At 37.9% G+C, this 15,863-nt stretch carries 13 protein-coding genes; 4 read left to right on the forward strand and 9 right to left on the reverse strand.

Annotation, left to right across the window (positions count from 1 at the left end):
* Positions 1-306: 306 nt before the first annotated feature.
* Together fabF and PVA17_RS19070 are read right to left on the reverse strand one after the other, a co-directional pair.
* A complete protein-coding gene (gene fabF, locus PVA17_RS19065) occupies positions 307-1,548 on the reverse strand; it encodes a beta-ketoacyl-ACP synthase II (protein WP_248717950.1) in 1,242 nt (413 codons plus the stop codon).
* A gap of 31 nt (positions 1,549-1,579) precedes the next feature.
* On the reverse strand, positions 1,580-2,518 hold the full coding sequence (locus PVA17_RS19070; RefSeq protein WP_132363951.1) for a beta-ketoacyl-ACP synthase III: 939 nt from the start codon (positions 2,516-2,518) through the stop codon (positions 1,580-1,582).
* Between the two features lie 1,211 nt (positions 2,519-3,729).
* Here PVA17_RS19070 and PVA17_RS19075 point away from each other — a divergent pair.
* On the forward strand, positions 3,730-3,924 hold the full coding sequence (locus PVA17_RS19075) for a YjzD family protein (RefSeq protein ID WP_132363953.1): 195 nt from the start codon (positions 3,730-3,732) through the stop codon (positions 3,922-3,924).
* 48 nt (positions 3,925-3,972) lie between these two features.
* On the opposite strand, the gene PVA17_RS19080 is transcribed toward PVA17_RS19075, so the two are convergent.
* Entirely contained in the window at positions 3,973-6,099 is a 2,127-nt protein-coding gene (locus PVA17_RS19080) for an ATP-dependent Clp protease ATP-binding subunit (RefSeq protein ID WP_274068598.1), read from the reverse strand.
* Between the two features lie 272 nt (positions 6,100-6,371).
* Between PVA17_RS19080 and PVA17_RS19085 the strand changes: the two genes are divergently transcribed.
* Positions 6,372-7,058, forward strand: a complete 687-nt coding sequence (locus tag PVA17_RS19085) for a Crp/Fnr family transcriptional regulator (RefSeq protein ID WP_132363957.1) — start codon at positions 6,372-6,374, stop codon at positions 7,056-7,058.
* 681 nt (positions 7,059-7,739) lie between these two features.
* Here the strand turns inward: PVA17_RS19085 and PVA17_RS19090 are convergent.
* Both PVA17_RS19090 and PVA17_RS19095 read right to left on the reverse strand, forming a co-directional pair.
* Positions 7,740-8,048: a metal-sulfur cluster assembly factor gene (locus PVA17_RS19090; protein WP_100545611.1), complete on the reverse strand. Its 309-nt coding sequence runs from the start codon at positions 8,046-8,048 to the stop codon at positions 7,740-7,742.
* Between the two features lie 53 nt (positions 8,049-8,101).
* A complete protein-coding gene (locus PVA17_RS19095; RefSeq protein ID WP_132363961.1) occupies positions 8,102-8,866 on the reverse strand; it encodes a prolyl oligopeptidase family serine peptidase in 765 nt (254 codons plus the stop codon).
* A 121-nt stretch (positions 8,867-8,987) separates the two neighbouring features.
* Here PVA17_RS19095 and PVA17_RS19100 point away from each other — a divergent pair, with 121 nt between their 5' ends.
* Both PVA17_RS19100 and PVA17_RS19105 read left to right on the forward strand, forming a co-directional pair.
* Entirely contained in the window at positions 8,988-9,797 is an 810-nt protein-coding gene (locus PVA17_RS19100) for a Cof-type HAD-IIB family hydrolase (RefSeq protein WP_132363963.1), read from the forward strand.
* A gap of 275 nt (positions 9,798-10,072) precedes the next feature.
* Entirely contained in the window at positions 10,073-10,930 is an 858-nt protein-coding gene (locus PVA17_RS19105; protein ID WP_274068607.1) for a DegV family protein, read from the forward strand.
* A 90-nt stretch (positions 10,931-11,020) separates the two neighbouring features.
* Here the strand turns inward: PVA17_RS19105 and PVA17_RS19110 are convergent, their stop codons facing one another.
* From PVA17_RS19110 to PVA17_RS19125, 4 genes are all read right to left on the reverse strand, one after another.
* Positions 11,021-12,490, reverse strand: coding sequence for an alpha-amylase family glycosyl hydrolase (locus tag PVA17_RS19110; RefSeq protein WP_274068599.1), 1,470 nt, complete (start codon positions 12,488-12,490; stop codon positions 11,021-11,023).
* A gap of 304 nt (positions 12,491-12,794) precedes the next feature.
* Positions 12,795-13,160: a YisL family protein gene (locus tag PVA17_RS19115; RefSeq protein WP_132363967.1), complete on the reverse strand. Its 366-nt coding sequence runs from the start codon at positions 13,158-13,160 to the stop codon at positions 12,795-12,797.
* 194 nt (positions 13,161-13,354) lie between these two features.
* Positions 13,355-14,257, reverse strand: a complete 903-nt coding sequence (locus PVA17_RS19120; RefSeq protein ID WP_132363969.1) for a fumarylacetoacetate hydrolase family protein — start codon at positions 14,255-14,257, stop codon at positions 13,355-13,357.
* Positions 14,258-14,630: 373 nt separating this feature from the next.
* A complete protein-coding gene (locus PVA17_RS19125; RefSeq protein WP_132363971.1) occupies positions 14,631-15,797 on the reverse strand; it encodes a DUF418 domain-containing protein in 1,167 nt (388 codons plus the stop codon).
* Between the last annotated feature and the right edge of the window lie 66 nt (positions 15,798-15,863).

Below are 15,863 nucleotides of genomic sequence, written 5' to 3' on the forward strand. Positions count from 1 at the left end.
GACTGGGCGACTCCTTGGGGATCAGCGATAGAGGAACGAAGGCTAAAAGCATCACATCCTGTGATAACGCCTTCGTGACCAACATCGTGTTGGCCCGAGGCCCTGGAGCGAGCACCGCGAGTGAAGCGGCTCATCGGACGCCCCCAGGAAAGCGCCCAGTCGGAACGGAAATCAACCCCTCGTTTTGCGGAAAAGCCTTACTTTATTTAATATGATGACACCTTAATTAACTGCCTGTAAAAGCCCGAATGGTGAACTATAAAAATCAGTGGGAGATGAAACCCCACTGATTATAGTTTTACTTAATTATTCCTCAATTTTTTTGAATAGTAGACTAGCGTTGTGTCCACCAAATCCAAGTGAGTTACTCATAGCATATTTAATCTCTGCTTTTCGAGCTTCATTCGGTACATAATCTAAATCACAATCTGGATCTGGCTCTGTTAAATTAATTGTCGGTGGTAAAATGCCTTCTTTAAGTGCGAGCGCTGTGAAAATAGCTTCAACACCACCAGCTGCACCTAATAAGTGACCTGTCATTGATTTTGTAGAACTCATTGCAAGATTATAGGCATGTTCACCAAAGACTGTTTTTACTGCCTGTGTTTCAAATAAATCGTTATATGGTGTACTTGTTCCATGTGCGTTAATATAGTCTACTTGTGAAGCTTCTACGCCGCCATCAGTTAAAGCTTGCATCATTGCACGAGAAGCACCTTCTCCTTCTGGAGCTGGAGCGGTAATATGATGTGCATCTCCTGTAGCACCATAGCCAAGAACTTCTGCGTAGATTTTTGCACCGCGTGCTTTTGCGTGCTCATACTCTTCCAAAATAACAATACCCGCACCTTCACCGATGATGAAGCCATCGCGATTCTTATCGAATGGACGGCAAGCTGTTTCTGGATCTGTATTTAAAGATAATGCAGTATTTGCGCAGAAGCCTGCTACTGCCATTGTCACGATTGGCGACTCTGCACCACCAGAAATCATAACATCTGCATCGCCACGCTCAATTACTTTAAAAGCATCCCCAATGGAGTTTGTACCTGAAGCACAAGCAGTTACTGAACAAGAATTAATGCCCTTTGCCCCCAAATGTATCGACACTTGACCTGAAGCCATATCTGGAATCATCATTGGAATAAAAAATGGACTTACACGTCTTGCTCCGCGCTCTTGGAATGTTAAAAATTGCTGTTCATATGTTTCCATACCACCGATTCCTGAGCCAATCCAGACACCTGCTCGTGGTGCTAGTTCTTCATCGATTGTTAATTGTGCATCTTCCATCGCCATGATAGACGCTGCTAAGGCATACTGTGTAAAGCGATCCATTTTACGAGCTTCCTTACGTTCAATATACTTTTCAATATTGAAGTCTTTCACTTCAGCGGCAATTTTCGCTGCGAAAAGATCTTTATTTAAACGAGTTAACTCGCCAATGCCAGATTTTCCTGCTTTAATGTTAGTCCATGTTTCTTCGATGCTATTCCCTAGTGGTGTAACTGCGCCAATTCCTGTAATTACTACTCGTCGTTTACTCATTGTCTTACTCCCCTCAAGCATTTTTCGTTTTTTATTTTCCCCATCTAATTGTAACGGCACCCCATGTTAAGCCACCGCCAAATCCAACAAGTACTAATAAATCATCATCTTTAATTTTACCTGCCTCAAGCTCATCTACCAAGGAAATACCAATAGACGCTGCCGACGTATTCCCATATTTATGAATCGTTTTCGACATTTTTTCCGGTGGTAGTTCTAGACGCTCACGAGCAGATTCCATAATTCGAATATTCGCCTGATGCGGCACTAAAAAATCTACGTCTTCTTTTGTTAAACCTGCTTTTTCTAATACGTTTACTGCAGATTCACCCATTTGACGAACTGCAAACTTAAATACTTCACGGCCATTCATAGCGATTGTGTCCTGCTGTGTTAAGTACAAATTCTTTCCACCTGTACCGTCTGCACCAAGCTCAAATGATAAAATACCTCTACCTTCTGATACCGGACCAACGACTGCTGCACTTGCACCGTCACCGAATAACACAGCGGTATTTCGGTCTTCCCAATCAAGTACTTTCGATAGTTTTTCAACACCTACTACTAAGACATATTTATAAGCATTTGATTCTACAAATTGCTTTGCTGTGACTAAACTATATATAAATCCTGAACAAGCAGCCGCTTGGTCCATCGCAGCCGCATTAACTGCTCCAATTTGCTCTTGAACCATACATGCTACACTTGGAAAATTTTGATCTTGTGTTACTGTTGCTACAAGTATTAAGCCTATTTCCTCTGGTGTAATACCTGCTTTTGCAATAGCCTCTTTTGCAGCAGCTACTGCCAAATCTGAAGTTTCTTGGTCATCTGCAGCAAAACGGCGTTCTTCAATCCCTGTACGAGTTCGAATCCATTCATCCGAAGTGTCCATCATTTTTTCTAAATCAAAATTTGTAACGACCTTCTCCGGAACGTATTTGCCAATTCCTATAATACCAGCGTTCATTTAGCAACCCCTCTGCTTTCTTACTATCAATTATTAGTAACTGGTCATAATTATAACTCATAATGAAGTATTGGTGCAAGATGAATTAAATTTAACGTCCCTTATTACTAACGTGGGGGTCATTTCCGTTCCGACTTGGGGCACCCGATATGTTTTAGAGAATCACCCATCCGCACCGGAAATCATGCAAGAAAAAGCATTACTTTTGGGAATAAGTGAAGCTGCTGAAAAAAATTAAAAATGGCGGTTAATGCAAAAAAAAGCTGCAATAAATCTGCAGCTTTAGCCTTGTTAATAGATAAATTATCAACAACGTAAAAGTCGATAGCGTAAAAAGATGAAAGGTGGCTCTCGCATGAATCTGCGTATGTCCAATCTATGCTCTAATAGGTCGTTAAGGATCATCTTCTCTTTGGAACATTTTATGCTCTGAAGACATTGCTTGGTGTGTTGCACTACGGAAGATTTCAAACGACGTGTTGTACATTTCTTTTTGTTAGGTTTGCTACCGTAGTTGTATGAACGTAATGGCTGACGCTTTAATGGTCTGATGTTGCGGTGGTGCTTTCGGTTCAATAAACAACGTTGAGTAATACGCATCCGCAATGGTAATAAAGTAAATCACAAAAAGTAATTGTTTCATTCAATGGTTCAAAATTTTATTTCTCCCTTTTTTCAGTTCTATCAATTCGAATTGTCTAGTTATACTACGAATGATATGTAAAAAAGTTTCAAATCAAAAAAATGACCCATACAGATGACCCAATTCGCTATGAGATACCTTAAAACTCAACATTAGTTTAAATAAAAGATAACCATACGCTCACCATAAAATAAAATGGCAGCGAGTATGAACCACTTTTTCCTAAAACTTTTCTCTATAACTTCTTCACGCATTAAAACAATGATAATAATTATTACCTGCCATTAATGTAGAATCTAAGAAAAGATACACTTCGTGGTGAAACTGGAAATCGAAAGTAGGCATGAACCAATCGATTATTTTTCCACATTCAAACAACCAAGGACTCTCTCTAGCATCAGCATTTACAACGTCTTCGAATTTCGCCATTCCAATGAAATTGCATGAAAGTACAAATTAGAATTATCGTTGTGACAAATTCGCCATGTTTCACAGAAAAGGTTTTTTTTTTTTCGATTTATGTTATGATATGATAATGATATAAAAAAGTTCGGTTGAGGTGAAATTAATGCAATATATCGTAACATTCATATGGTCATTCCTACTAGTTTCAATGTTAAACTACGTAGTAAGCTCTGTACTTGGTGTTGATTTTGATTTCCAAACTGCTGTTGTCACATCAGTTGTATTTACAATTCTTGTTTTCATCATCGGAGCAGTTATTCCAAACGAGTCAACTCCAGAAGCTGCAGACAATCATTAATTCAACTAGAAAAAACCTGTTTCGCTCAATGCGGAACAGGTTTTTTTGTTATTTTTCAACTATGCAATGACCATCATGCATTCTAATGTGCAATGTTTCACCTGGTAATACTTCACCTCGAAGCAATTCTTTTGCAACCGCAGTTTCAATATAGCGTTGCACGAAGCGTTTTAGTGGTCTAGCGCCAAACTGAGCATCTGCTCCTTGTTCTACAACCCAGTCAATTACATGTTGTTCTACTTGTAAAGTAATGTCTTGCTCAGCCACTCGTTTGACAAGCTGTTCGACATATTTCCAAGCAATCGCAGTAAAGTGTTCATCTGATAATGCATGGAACATAATAATATCATCCATACGATTTAACAGCTCTGGTTTAAAGTGTTGACGCAGTGCAGCCATCACTAAATCCTCAACTGCAACATCGTCTTCCTTCGCTTCCATTAAATAGCTTGAGCCAATGTTAGAAGTTAAAATGATCACTGTGTTCGTAAAGTTGACCATACGACCTTGGCTATCCGTAATGCGTCCATCATCTAATATTTGCAGTAAAATATTTGCAACATCAGGATGGGCTTTTTCAATTTCATCTAATAACACTACTGAATATGGATTTCGACGAACTGCTTCTGTTAATTGACCACCCTCTTCATAGCCAATATAGCCTGGAGGTGCCCCTACAAGACGTGATACACTATGTTTTTCCATATATTCACTCATATCAATGCGAATAAAATGATCCTCAGAATCAAACAGCTGTGCCGCTAGTGCCTTTGCAAGCTCTGTTTTACCAACACCTGTTGGCCCTAGGAATAAAAAGCTACCAATTGGTCGATGCGGGTCTTTAATACCAGCTCTAGCACGCCATACCGCTTCTGTAACAAGCTGTACAGCATTATCTTGTCCGACTACACGCTCATGCAATGTATCTTTTAAGCGCAATAATTTTTCACGCTCACCTTCTACTAATTTCGTCACTGGTATCCCCGTCCAGCGTGAAACGATAGATGCGATTTCATCAGCTGTTACCTCTTCACGTAAAATACGTGATTCCGTACCATTCTCTAATTGTTTTTCCATCTCTTGAATTTCCTTTTCAAGTGTAGGAATTTTACCATGTCGTAGTTCAGCAGCTTTATTTAAATCATATTTACTCTCTGCTTCATCTAAGTCACGACGGTATTTATCAAGTTTTTCACGTTTTTTCTGAATGCCGTGTAACGCTTCTTTTTCTGTTTCCCATTGTTTACGCATGCCCTCTGAGGATTCTTTCAGCTTTGTTAATTCCTCACTGAGTTGCTCTAAACGTTTTTTACTTGCCTCGTCCTTTTCTTTACGTAACGCTTGCTCCTCAATTTCGAGCTGCATAATACGGCGCGTTACTGCATCCAACTCCTGTGGCATGGAATCTATTTCTGTTCGAATCATCGCACATGCTTCATCGATTAAATCGATGGCCTTATCTGGCAGGAAACGCTCTGTAATATAACGATTTGAAAGCTCTGCTGCCGCTACAATCGCACGGTCATGAATACGTACTGCATGATGTAACTCAAAGCGCTCTTTCAAGCCTCGTAATATGGAAACGGTATCTTCAATAGATGGCTCCCGTACAAGCACTTGTTGAAAACGACGCTCTAAAGCAGGATCCTTTTCAATATACATACGGTATTCGTCTAATGTTGTAGCCCCGATACAATGTAGCTCACCTCGTGCAAGCATTGGCTTCAGCATATTCCCAGCGTCCATCGCACCATCTGTTTTACCTGCACCAACAATTGTATGAATTTCATCGATAAATAAAATGATGCGCCCCTCGGAGTCTTTTACCTCTTTTAAAACACCTTTTAAGCGCTCTTCAAATTGTCCACGATAACTAGCACCTGCTATCAAAGCACTCATATCTAACTCATACAATATGCAATCCTTTAACCCATCAGGCACATCACCCTTTACGATACGTTGGGCTAACCCTTCTACAATTGCTGTTTTACCAACCCCCGGCTCACCTATTAAAACAGGGTTATTTTTCGTTTTACGTGTTAATATACGAATGACATTTCGAATTTCTTCATCACGTCCGATTACCGGATCCATTTTACCGTTTTTTACTTCATCTATTAAATTACGTCCAAATTTTTCTAATGGTTTTTTGTCATCTGTTTGTTGAAATTGCATATTTAGCACTCCTTTTCAATAATGTTAAGCGGAATCTCGTTTGCCATTCTGTTTCACAAAAAATGTTTGACCTTTTTTGACTAACTTTATTTTACAACACACGACAAACCTCCGCAAAGAATTAGCCCTAAAATTTCTTCCCTTATAACTGGAAAATTACGTTATAATAAAAGTATGTTTCTTAGATTTAGTATCGAAATTGTTCACCATCCTTTTGTAATAATTAGACATCTTTTACAAAAAGAAAGCGATGTGTTGGAAATATGGTTATAATGGATTATATACAAGAAAAATTTCATGATCTTTTTCAAAAGCACGGTGTTTTTATTAAAGTAAATAAGGATAGTAAAATTTTTTTAGAGGGCGAACGTGCGCAAGAAATTTATTATATAAAAACAGGAGCTATCTCGATTAGCCAGGAAACAGAGAATGGGAAGGAATTAACCATTCGTATTTGTGGTCCAGATAGTATTATTGGAGAAGGCTCATTATTTTGTAAACTTACGTATAATTCTATGACTGCTAAAGTTTTAGAACCCTCTAGTTTATTTGTACTAAGCCGTGAATCATTGGAACTTTTACTAGTGGAACAACCTAATTTAATGGTGGAATATATGAAATGGTTGCAAACAGAAAATTTAAAACATCAAAGTCGTTTGCGCGATTTAGTTTTAAATGGTAAAAAGGGCGCTTTATTTTCAACACTCATCCGCCTTTCAAATACTTATGGTAAGCCTTTAGAAAATGACACTATTTATATTGACCTCCCATTAACAAATACAGAAATCGCTAATTTATGTGCGACGAGTCGCGAAATGATTAATCGCATGCTTAATGACTTAAAGAAGCGAAATATTATATCCTTCGAAAAAGGTTATATTACCATTCACGATTTACAATTTTTAAAGGATGAAATTGCCTGTGAGAATTGTCCGTTACAAATATGTCGTATTGATTAAATCGTTATACGCAAAATCCCCGCTTATGAGTTGTAAGCGGGGATTTTTTATAATGGTCAAGGAAATCGTTGTGTATATTATGAGGGAGATTTCCGTTCCAGGCTACTCGCTTTCCTGTGGGCGAGCGTCGAGTAGCCTGGAACTCCAATCAGCGATAGCGTAGAACTTTTATAAATTTCGGAACAACTTATAGCAGTGATGTAATTGTATATTGTTGCCGCTGACACTTCGTTTTCGGCAGACGAAACCTTTTTGTTAAAGTTGTGTATTTGCTCTTTGGAAGGTGGATGTCGATAAAAATGAAAAGTTGGGTGATAAAACGTGAAAGTTTATCGATAAAATTTAAAAGTTGGGCGATAATTCCTAAAAGTGTTCCGATAAAACTAAAAAGTTGGGTGTTATTTTGTTAAAACGTACATCATGTGATTCAGTTGATTGGAGTTCAGACTGGGCGACTCCTCAGGGATCAGATCACAAAGCGAGTGAAGCGGCTCACCGGACGCCACCAGGAAGCTTTGCTCTGTGCGAAAGCGAAGCGTCAGCTACAAAGCGCCCAGCCGGAACGGAAATCAACCCCTCGTTTTGCCGAAGAGCCCTATTTTGATTAGCACAATGGTTTTTTGATGCAAAAATCCCCGCTTACTGTTGCAAGCGGAGATTTTTTATCTGCTTTATGTGGACTTAGCGTACACCTAATGCCATTTTTGCATAGCGTGACATTTTATCTTTTGACCAAGGTGGATTCCATACAATGTTGACATTTGTACTTTTTACCTCTGGAAGCTCACCTAAAGCTGTATTCACTTGATCAACAATAACAGGTCCTAGCGGGCAACCCATAGAAGTTAATGTCATTGTAACAGTTGCTACACCTTCTTCATCTAACTCTACATCATATACTAAACCTAAGTTGACGATATCAATACCAAGCTCAGGGTCAATTACATTTTCTAATGCACCTAACATGCTGTCTTTCATATCTTGATCCATCTGTATTTCTCCTTCCGTCACAGTGTTAACTTAATCATAGCAGATGCATCTTATTATGCCAAATGCTGTGCAAGCCATTCAGTTGCTGCTAACATACCGTCTCGTGACACAGCATGGCCCGCTCTTTTATTTGCTAAAAATTTTAAGTCTTCTGGATTTTGTTCATAGTATTTGCGTAAAGATAAATAAAAATTATACGTTTCATTAAAAGGAACGGTTTTATCTAATTCCCCATGCCAAAATAACACAGGTCTTCCTGCGAATTTTTCTGGTGTTAGACTGACATCATATTTAGCAAGAAGCTCATTCGTTTGTTGTACTTCTTCTTCGGACATTGGCAATTTTACACCGCTTTTAGCGAATTGCTGTAATTGATACTCCGCTAATTTAAGAAACCCTGGCGCACCCATACATACTGCTGCTGTATTAATCCAGTCATAACGCTTTAAACAACCTGATGTTACTATTCCACCCATCGATGTACCAGCAACGCCAATTTTATCATTCAGTAATAATTTTTTATTCTTTAATTCATTATATAATTGTTCAACTTCATGAATAGAATTTAAAACGATATCCCAAAAATGTAAGCTCATTTTCATCTCAGATAGACCTTCACTACGGTCGCCATGTAATTTTGCATCTGGTAATAGGACACGCACCCCCCTGCCTACTAATTGGTATGCATAATGTAAGTTATGTTCTTTTGCACTCATAAAGCCATGTAAAAAAATCACTACCGGGGTTTCTTCATTCATACTTGCCGTATGTATATGTAATAAAGGAATATTTCCCCACAATTCTTTTTCAACAATCATCTTTGTCACTCCCAATTTTTGTCTCATCTTTATGTTAGCAAACTTTTCTCACTGTGACAAAATTTTGACGAATGGATGACAAAGAGATACTATTCAAATTATAGGAAAGGGGCAATAAGCTATGAAACCGCATTTAATCGTTTTGGACTTAGATGGTACGTTATTAACGGACCAACAACAAATTTCAACAAAAACTAAAAAAACATTATTGCAGGCAAAAGAACAAGGCCATCAAGTGATGATTGCTACAGGTCGTCCTTATCGTGCGAGTGATATTTACTATCACGAGCTTGGCCTTACAACGCCCATCGTGAATTTTAATGGTGCTTACGTCCACCACCCAAAAAATGCTGCTTGGCAAACTATGCATACTCCTATTGATTTAGGTGTAGTGCATGATGTCGTCGATTCCATTAAGAGCTATGAATACGAAAATATCATTGCTGAAATTAAGGACGATATTTATGTGCATACAGAAGATGAACGGATATTAAATATTTTTAATATGGGGAATCCAAAAATTACTCTTGGAGATCTCTATACTCATTTACTTGATGACCCAACTAGTTTACTAATTCAAGCGAATGATGTAAATTCCACGATTATTCGTGATCATTTACAGGCTGTTCATGCAGAGGTCATCGAACATCGTCGTTGGGGTGCACCGCTTCACATTATTGAAATTGTTCGCCGTGGCTTAAATAAAGCAGTAGGAATCGCTCATGTAGCAAAAGATTTAGGAATCCCACGCGAGCGTATTATTGCATTCGGTGATGAAGATAACGATTTAGAAATGATCGATTATGCAGGCATCGGTGTAGCAATGGGCAATGGCATTCCTGCATTAAAAAATATTGCCAATGAAATTACTACAACCAATAATGACGATGGCATCGCTAAAATACTCATCGATCGCTTGAAATTAACCTAGTTAAGTAGTAATTTGAAAATAAATACCCTATTTTTTTCTGTTTAACTTTATTCAAGAGTACTCTTTATTCGCTGAGTACTTATTGAATAAAGTTAAACATCCTATGTTGCAATTATACTGAAACTCGATATGATAATATATCTATATAATATTTCATTCGAAATAGTTTTGAGAAACATAGAGTGGAAAGTGAAAGCTCGACACTTGTTCACCTGTTATGTAGTATAGGTATTTGAAAACTTCTCATATAGAATATTAAATTAGGGGGACAAATGATGAAAATTTTTACTGATAGTGGATGCGATTTACCAAAGTCTTACTATGAAGAAAACAATGTTGAACTTCTTCCACTACGCGTGCAATTGAACAATAATGAATATGATGATGTCGTTTCAATTGATTCCAAAGAAATTTACGATGCTATTCGTCAAGGTGCTCACCCAAAAACATCCCAAGTATCACCTGAGATTTTTCTCAACCATTTCGAAAATCTAGCAAAGAATGAAGAGGAAGGGATTTATATTGCCTTTTCATCGGAATTATCAGGCACCTATAATACGGCGGTCATGATTCGCAATCAAGTGCAGGAGCAATATCCCTCCCTTAAATTAGCTATTATCGATTCTAAATGTGCTTCACTTGGTTTTGGCCTAGTAGTCGAAGAAGCGGTTCGACTTCGAAATACAGGTGCTTTATTGGAAGAAATCGAAGCAAAAATCACAGCTCTTACCCCACAAATGGAACACTTATTTACGGTTGAGGATTTAGATTACCTTGCTAAAGGTGGGCGTGTATCAAAGGCAAGCGCATTTCTTGGAGGGCTCCTAAGCATTAAACCAATTTTAAATGTAGAGGACGGGAAGCTTGTGCCGATTGAAAAATCTCGCGGGCGCAAAAAAGCCATCGCTCGCATGTTAGATTTAATGCAAGAACGCGGCGATGATTTTTCCGATAAAATTGTTGGTATTAGTCATAGTGATGATGTGGACTTTGCCAACGAAGTAAAGGCTTCTATCCAAAAAAGATTTTCACCAAAAGCCATTCAAGTAACAATGATTGGCTCAGCAATCGGCTCACACGTTGGACCCGGAACAATTGCAATCTTCTTTACGAATAAAAGCTATCAAGCTTAACAAAAACCCCCTCCGCACTTAAAAAGTGTTGAGGGGGTCTGTCATTTTATTTTGTAGTAACTACCTGTAAATGAAGGGATGAAGCACCCTTTATGATTGAGCATCTTGCTCATTACGACGTACTTTACCTCGTCTAATAATAACAACCACAAATGCTATGAATATAACCCATACTAATCCTAGTGCTACCATATAAGGTACATTTAATCCTTCATCATCTCTAACTTGATAAATCTCTACCATTTCACGATTTAAAATAACCGGATACACGTCTTTTTCATTAATACGGACTTTTTCTTGATGGATAATACCATTTAACATTTTACCTTCCCCAAGCTGAGCAGGTGTTAAATCAACGCGTTGTGTTTTACTAGTGTTGTTAACCATGATGACCCATTTTTCTTTATCGGATGTACGTGTAAATACAAGCAGGCCATTTTCATTTGTAATAACATCAAAATCACCGTTGCGTAATGTCTCAGATTTATTACGTAACGATTGAACATTTTTAATATATTCGATTAATTCATCATCTGTTTTAAAGTTAAAAATTTGATGTGTATCTGGCTTTGTTTCCCCGTTCATCGCAATTTCTGTACCATATTGCACAACTGGAATTCCTGGCATCATAAATAAAGCACCCATCGCCATTTTCAAACGCGTTGGTGGGAACATATTTTCTGTTGCAGAATCAAATGTGAAACGACGCGTTTCTAGGGAATCGACCATAATCTGAGTTGGCTTTTCACCCGTAAAAGGTTCCATCAACTTAGAAGAATCCATATCCACATTTTTAAATATATTACGATAAATATCAGCCGTAGCCGGTGAAATACTTGCATCAAAGTTTGCATCACTTTCTTCATTCGAAATGACATAGAGCGATTTTTTCGAATCTTTTAATGCTTTAATCACTTCATTGATAAATCCTGTATCAATCCCAGCAATATTTGTTAAACGTAGCCCACCAACATTATATGTAGAGACAAAATCTGTTGCTGATTTAATAAGTGCTTCTTGTACATCTTTGTTTGTTAAGTCCCACTGTACTTGTCCATTATTTGTTGAAGCAATCCAATCTTTTTTCGCTGGATCTTTTGCCCACTCATGATTCGGACTTACATTGTTTAGTGGGAAATCAACCATGATCGATACATTTTTAGCTTTATAGGCCTCAATGACACTTTGGAATTCCTCAGATGTACCAAAATGACGCTCAATTGTAGAGTAGCTCGTCGGCATCGATCCATCATATTTCTCAGTGGCAAAAATCGGCCCAATAGAAACGATTGTAAAGCCCATCTCTCCGATAAATTTTAGTTTTTCCTGTAAGCCTACAAAATCGCCTCCTGCAAACTTAGTAGGGTCTTGCGTATTTGTATCAAAATCGTTAGTGCCCGAACCATTAAAGAAACGGTCAACGAGTAAATCATAGATGCTTTCTTCTGCAATTGTTCTTGTCGATGCTTCATCAGCATACGCAATTGGTGTAGCACTCACTAATGAAGTTGCTAGTAAAAGCGATGCAGCTGTCGCACTTATCCACTTCTTGAATTTCACTTTTAATCCCTCTCTTTCAAACCAATCCATCGTCATTTTACCAAATAAAATAGGCACGTCGCTATCATTTAAAAATATTTTCCGAAAATGCAAAATTAATTACGACAAAAAGGTGTCAACTTCTCCTTCGAATACAGTTTATCGACTTGGTAGCAGGACCCGAGCAATTTTTCGAGTTACATGAGCATTTCTTCGGCTAACCTGATAGTTTTCTGACCTCCCCAAGCGCTACTACCTAACCAATTTCATCTTCTCTCCAAAATAAAAAGCCGTGAAGCGAAATCTTCACGACCTTTCCAAATAATTATGCTAAGAAATTTTGCCCTATTGGCAGTTTGAAGCCTAAATACAATGTAATGAATAAGAATACTGCAAATAAAATCCAAAACAGACCATTTGGTTTATTTTTCTTTTGACGAACTAATACCATTTCCATCATACCAATAACTAAAATACCACCTAAGAACTTAAGACCATATTGCATTGGATCATTAGCTTGGTATTTGAAGAATAGTGCCCCACCAGTAATGATAATTAAAATGTAGAATAAACGTAATGTCATATGTAAGCCTTTTGACTGCTTGCCCATTAATGCCGCAATTAAAAAGATTACGATTGCAACTACCCAAGTAGTAATATGCAAATGCGTTTGGCTAGTTAAGAAATTCATTATTTTCCCACCTCATATTCTTTTTTCTATCAAACTCTATCCTACCATGTGATGGAAAGGGTTTCAAACATTACAATAGTGTTCATGTAATATAAAACAATTACGCCGAGGCATAATTGTGCTGTCGCTACAGATCAACAATGCCGAAAAGAAGTTAAAAATCCGCTGAGGTAAACTCACGCGGATTTGGAATATTATTCAAAATGATTTACTAACGTACCGATGCCCTGGATAGACACTTTCACAGTATCCCCAGCTTTTAAAAATTGTGGCGGATTCATGCCTTTGCCTACACCTGCTGGAGTACCCGTTAAAATAACATCACCTGGCTCTAATGTTACATGCTGAGATAAAATCGATACTAATGATTCTACAGTGAACATCATATCTTTTGTTGAGCCGTTTTGACGCACTTCATCATTCACTTTTGTTACCACTGTTAAATCTTGTGGATTCGGAATTTCATCTTTTGTTACAAGGTAAGGTCCAAGTGGACAAGTTCCTTCCAAGCTTTTTCCTAAGAAGAATTGCTTATGTTTTTCTTGTAAATCACGAGCTGTTATATCATTGGCAATCGTGTAGCCAAATACATAATCATAGGCTAAGTTTTTCGGAATATTTTTACCTCGTTTACCAATGACAACTGCTAATTCGCCTTCATAATCCATTTTCGATGAAAGATCAGCATGAATAGAAATTGTTTGGCCATCAGCTGCAATAGCAGTCGGAGATTTTGTAAATACCATTAAGTCTATTGGAGCTGCCTCTGCCCCCATTTCTTTAGCATGTTCATCATAGTTTTTCCCAATACACATAATGTTTTTTGGTGTACGTGGAATCGGTGATAACCACTCAATTACTGTAAATTCACGTTTGAAACTTTCTGCACGGTCTGATTTTTCAGCGGCTTCTACTAATTTACGAATCTGTTCAACAAAATCAAAGCCTAGAGCAATGCCATCTACAATTGAACTTGAAAAAGAAGGGAGAACTTGAAGTTCATTTTGAATAGCGAGTACATCCCATACCGCTTCTTCTTTTTTTACTTTTGGTCCAAAACTTACATGTCCACCTAATTTAAACGATAAAATTTTCATGATTTTCAGAGCTCCTTCTTTTTTCTACATAATACAACAATATTATAGGAATTGCCTTACTTTTGCGACAATTATTTTTATTCCTATTAAATCGTGGGCTCATCACCATAACGTGGGTTGATTTCCGTTCCGGATGGGCGCTTTCCTGGGGGCGTCCGATGAGCCGCTTCACTCGCGTTGCTCGCTCCAGGGTCTCATCTGTGACGCTGATCCCCAAGGAGTCGCCCATCCTCCACTACAATCAACTTATATACATAACATACGTTTTAACAAATGCTATCCCAACTTTTAATAATGAGCCAAGTCACGATTAATTATTCTTATTATACAAGACGTATTCATTAACTATATGTTGCCGACACGCTGAATACAATTAACTTACTTTAGTTTTCGCTTTATATGTTAACTTGCGCCATAAAGCCTCTAACGGGCCTTGTTGCCATTTCGCTAGGCAAATTTCTGCCACAATCATTTGGACAATAATAATACCGACTGCAATTAACACACCTGTTGCGACGCTCACTTTTCCATACCAGCCAAATCCAAATTGATAAAATAAACATGTTCCAATGATTGATTGAAGTATGTACATCGTTAATGACATGCGCCCTATTTTTGCAAAAGGACTAAGCAGCTTTGGTATAACTGGAAGTAAACAAAGTAAAACAATGAGCCCCGTATAGCCAACTGCTAAAATTGGACCGCCTATGTAAACTTTCAAGTAGTCTAGCAAATAAGTACGCGTAAACATGACTGGTAAGCTCTTAATAACAATGCCAATTGCTAATCCAGCTATTGCTAATGCTAGCCAAAGCCATTTTAGCTCCTTTGCTCGTTCCACTAAATGCCATTTAGATGCCGCGGCACCCATTAACATAAATGGTAAAATTGTAAATAACGCTACAAACCACATGCCGATCCCCGCCTGAACAGATAAATCGGTTAAACGTTGCATAAATGCATCCATCCAACTGCCCGTTCCGTAAGAAGTTATCGCCTGCTCTACCGAAGTAATATCTAAATACTCATCAATTTTCATATTAAAATTAATATATCCTACAATGAATAACATAAAAACTTGCATAACGCCGTTAATCACAATACCTATTGACAATAACCAAATAGGGTGAAGACGTAGTAAAAGCAATAAAAAAATGCCGCAAAATGCATACATCATCAAAATGTCGCCCCACCAAATGAGCACAGCATGGAGCAAACCAAATACAAATAATACAGAAAGTCTTCGCAGTCCTATTGCATAAAAATTTTGATCACGACTTTGCGCTTTCTGCCACTGCATAGCAAGCCCATAGCCAAATAACATGGCAAACAGCGGATAAAAACTACTTTGTACATAAATATCTAAATTTTGCTGCCACACTATATCAGATGGTGTTGTAAACCATGATGCCAAATCAATATATGGCATCGGCAAATAAAAGGCAAACATATTAACGAGTAAAATGCCTAGTAAGCTAATACCTCGCAAAATATCTAATGTTGCGACGCGCTCCTGCAACATTGTCGGTTTTAACTCCACAAAATAGCCTCCTCTATGTATACGGCGAAAACAGAGCTCTCTAACATTCATTCCTTTATATGAAAT

This window comes from Lysinibacillus sp. CNPSo 3705 (assembly GCF_028674935.1).
Lineage (GTDB): Bacteria > Bacillota > Bacilli > Bacillales_A > Planococcaceae > Lysinibacillus.

Bases quoted from the DNA above. Each gene is read 5' to 3' on its own strand.
- PVA17_RS19115 (WP_132363967.1), bottom strand. From the start codon at position 13,160: ATGAATTTCTTAACTAGCCAAACGCATTTGCATATTACTACTTGGGTA.
- PVA17_RS19075 (WP_132363953.1), top strand. From the start codon at position 3,730: ATGCAATATATCGTAACATTCATATGGTCATTCCTACTAGTTTCAATG.
- PVA17_RS19095 (WP_132363961.1), bottom strand. From the start codon at position 8,866: ATGATTGTTGAAAAAGAATTGTGGGGAAATATTCCTTTATTACATATA.
- PVA17_RS19070 (WP_132363951.1), bottom strand. From the start codon at position 2,518: ATGAACGCTGGTATTATAGGAATTGGCAAATACGTTCCGGAGAAGGTC.
- PVA17_RS19120 (WP_132363969.1), bottom strand. From the start codon at position 14,257: ATGAAAATTTTATCGTTTAAATTAGGTGGACATGTAAGTTTTGGACCA.
- fabF (WP_248717950.1), bottom strand. From the start codon at position 1,548: ATGAGTAAACGACGAGTAGTAATTACAGGAATTGGCGCAGTTACACCA.
- PVA17_RS19080 (WP_274068598.1), bottom strand. From the start codon at position 6,099: ATGCAATTTCAACAAACAGATGACAAAAAACCATTAGAAAAATTTGGA.
- PVA17_RS19105 (WP_274068607.1), top strand. From the start codon at position 10,073: ATGAAAATTTTTACTGATAGTGGATGCGATTTACCAAAGTCTTACTAT.
- PVA17_RS19090 (WP_100545611.1), bottom strand. From the start codon at position 8,048: ATGGATCAAGATATGAAAGACAGCATGTTAGGTGCATTAGAAAATGTA.
- PVA17_RS19085 (WP_132363957.1), top strand. From the start codon at position 6,372: ATGGATTATATACAAGAAAAATTTCATGATCTTTTTCAAAAGCACGGT.
- PVA17_RS19100 (WP_132363963.1), top strand. From the start codon at position 8,988: ATGAAACCGCATTTAATCGTTTTGGACTTAGATGGTACGTTATTAACG.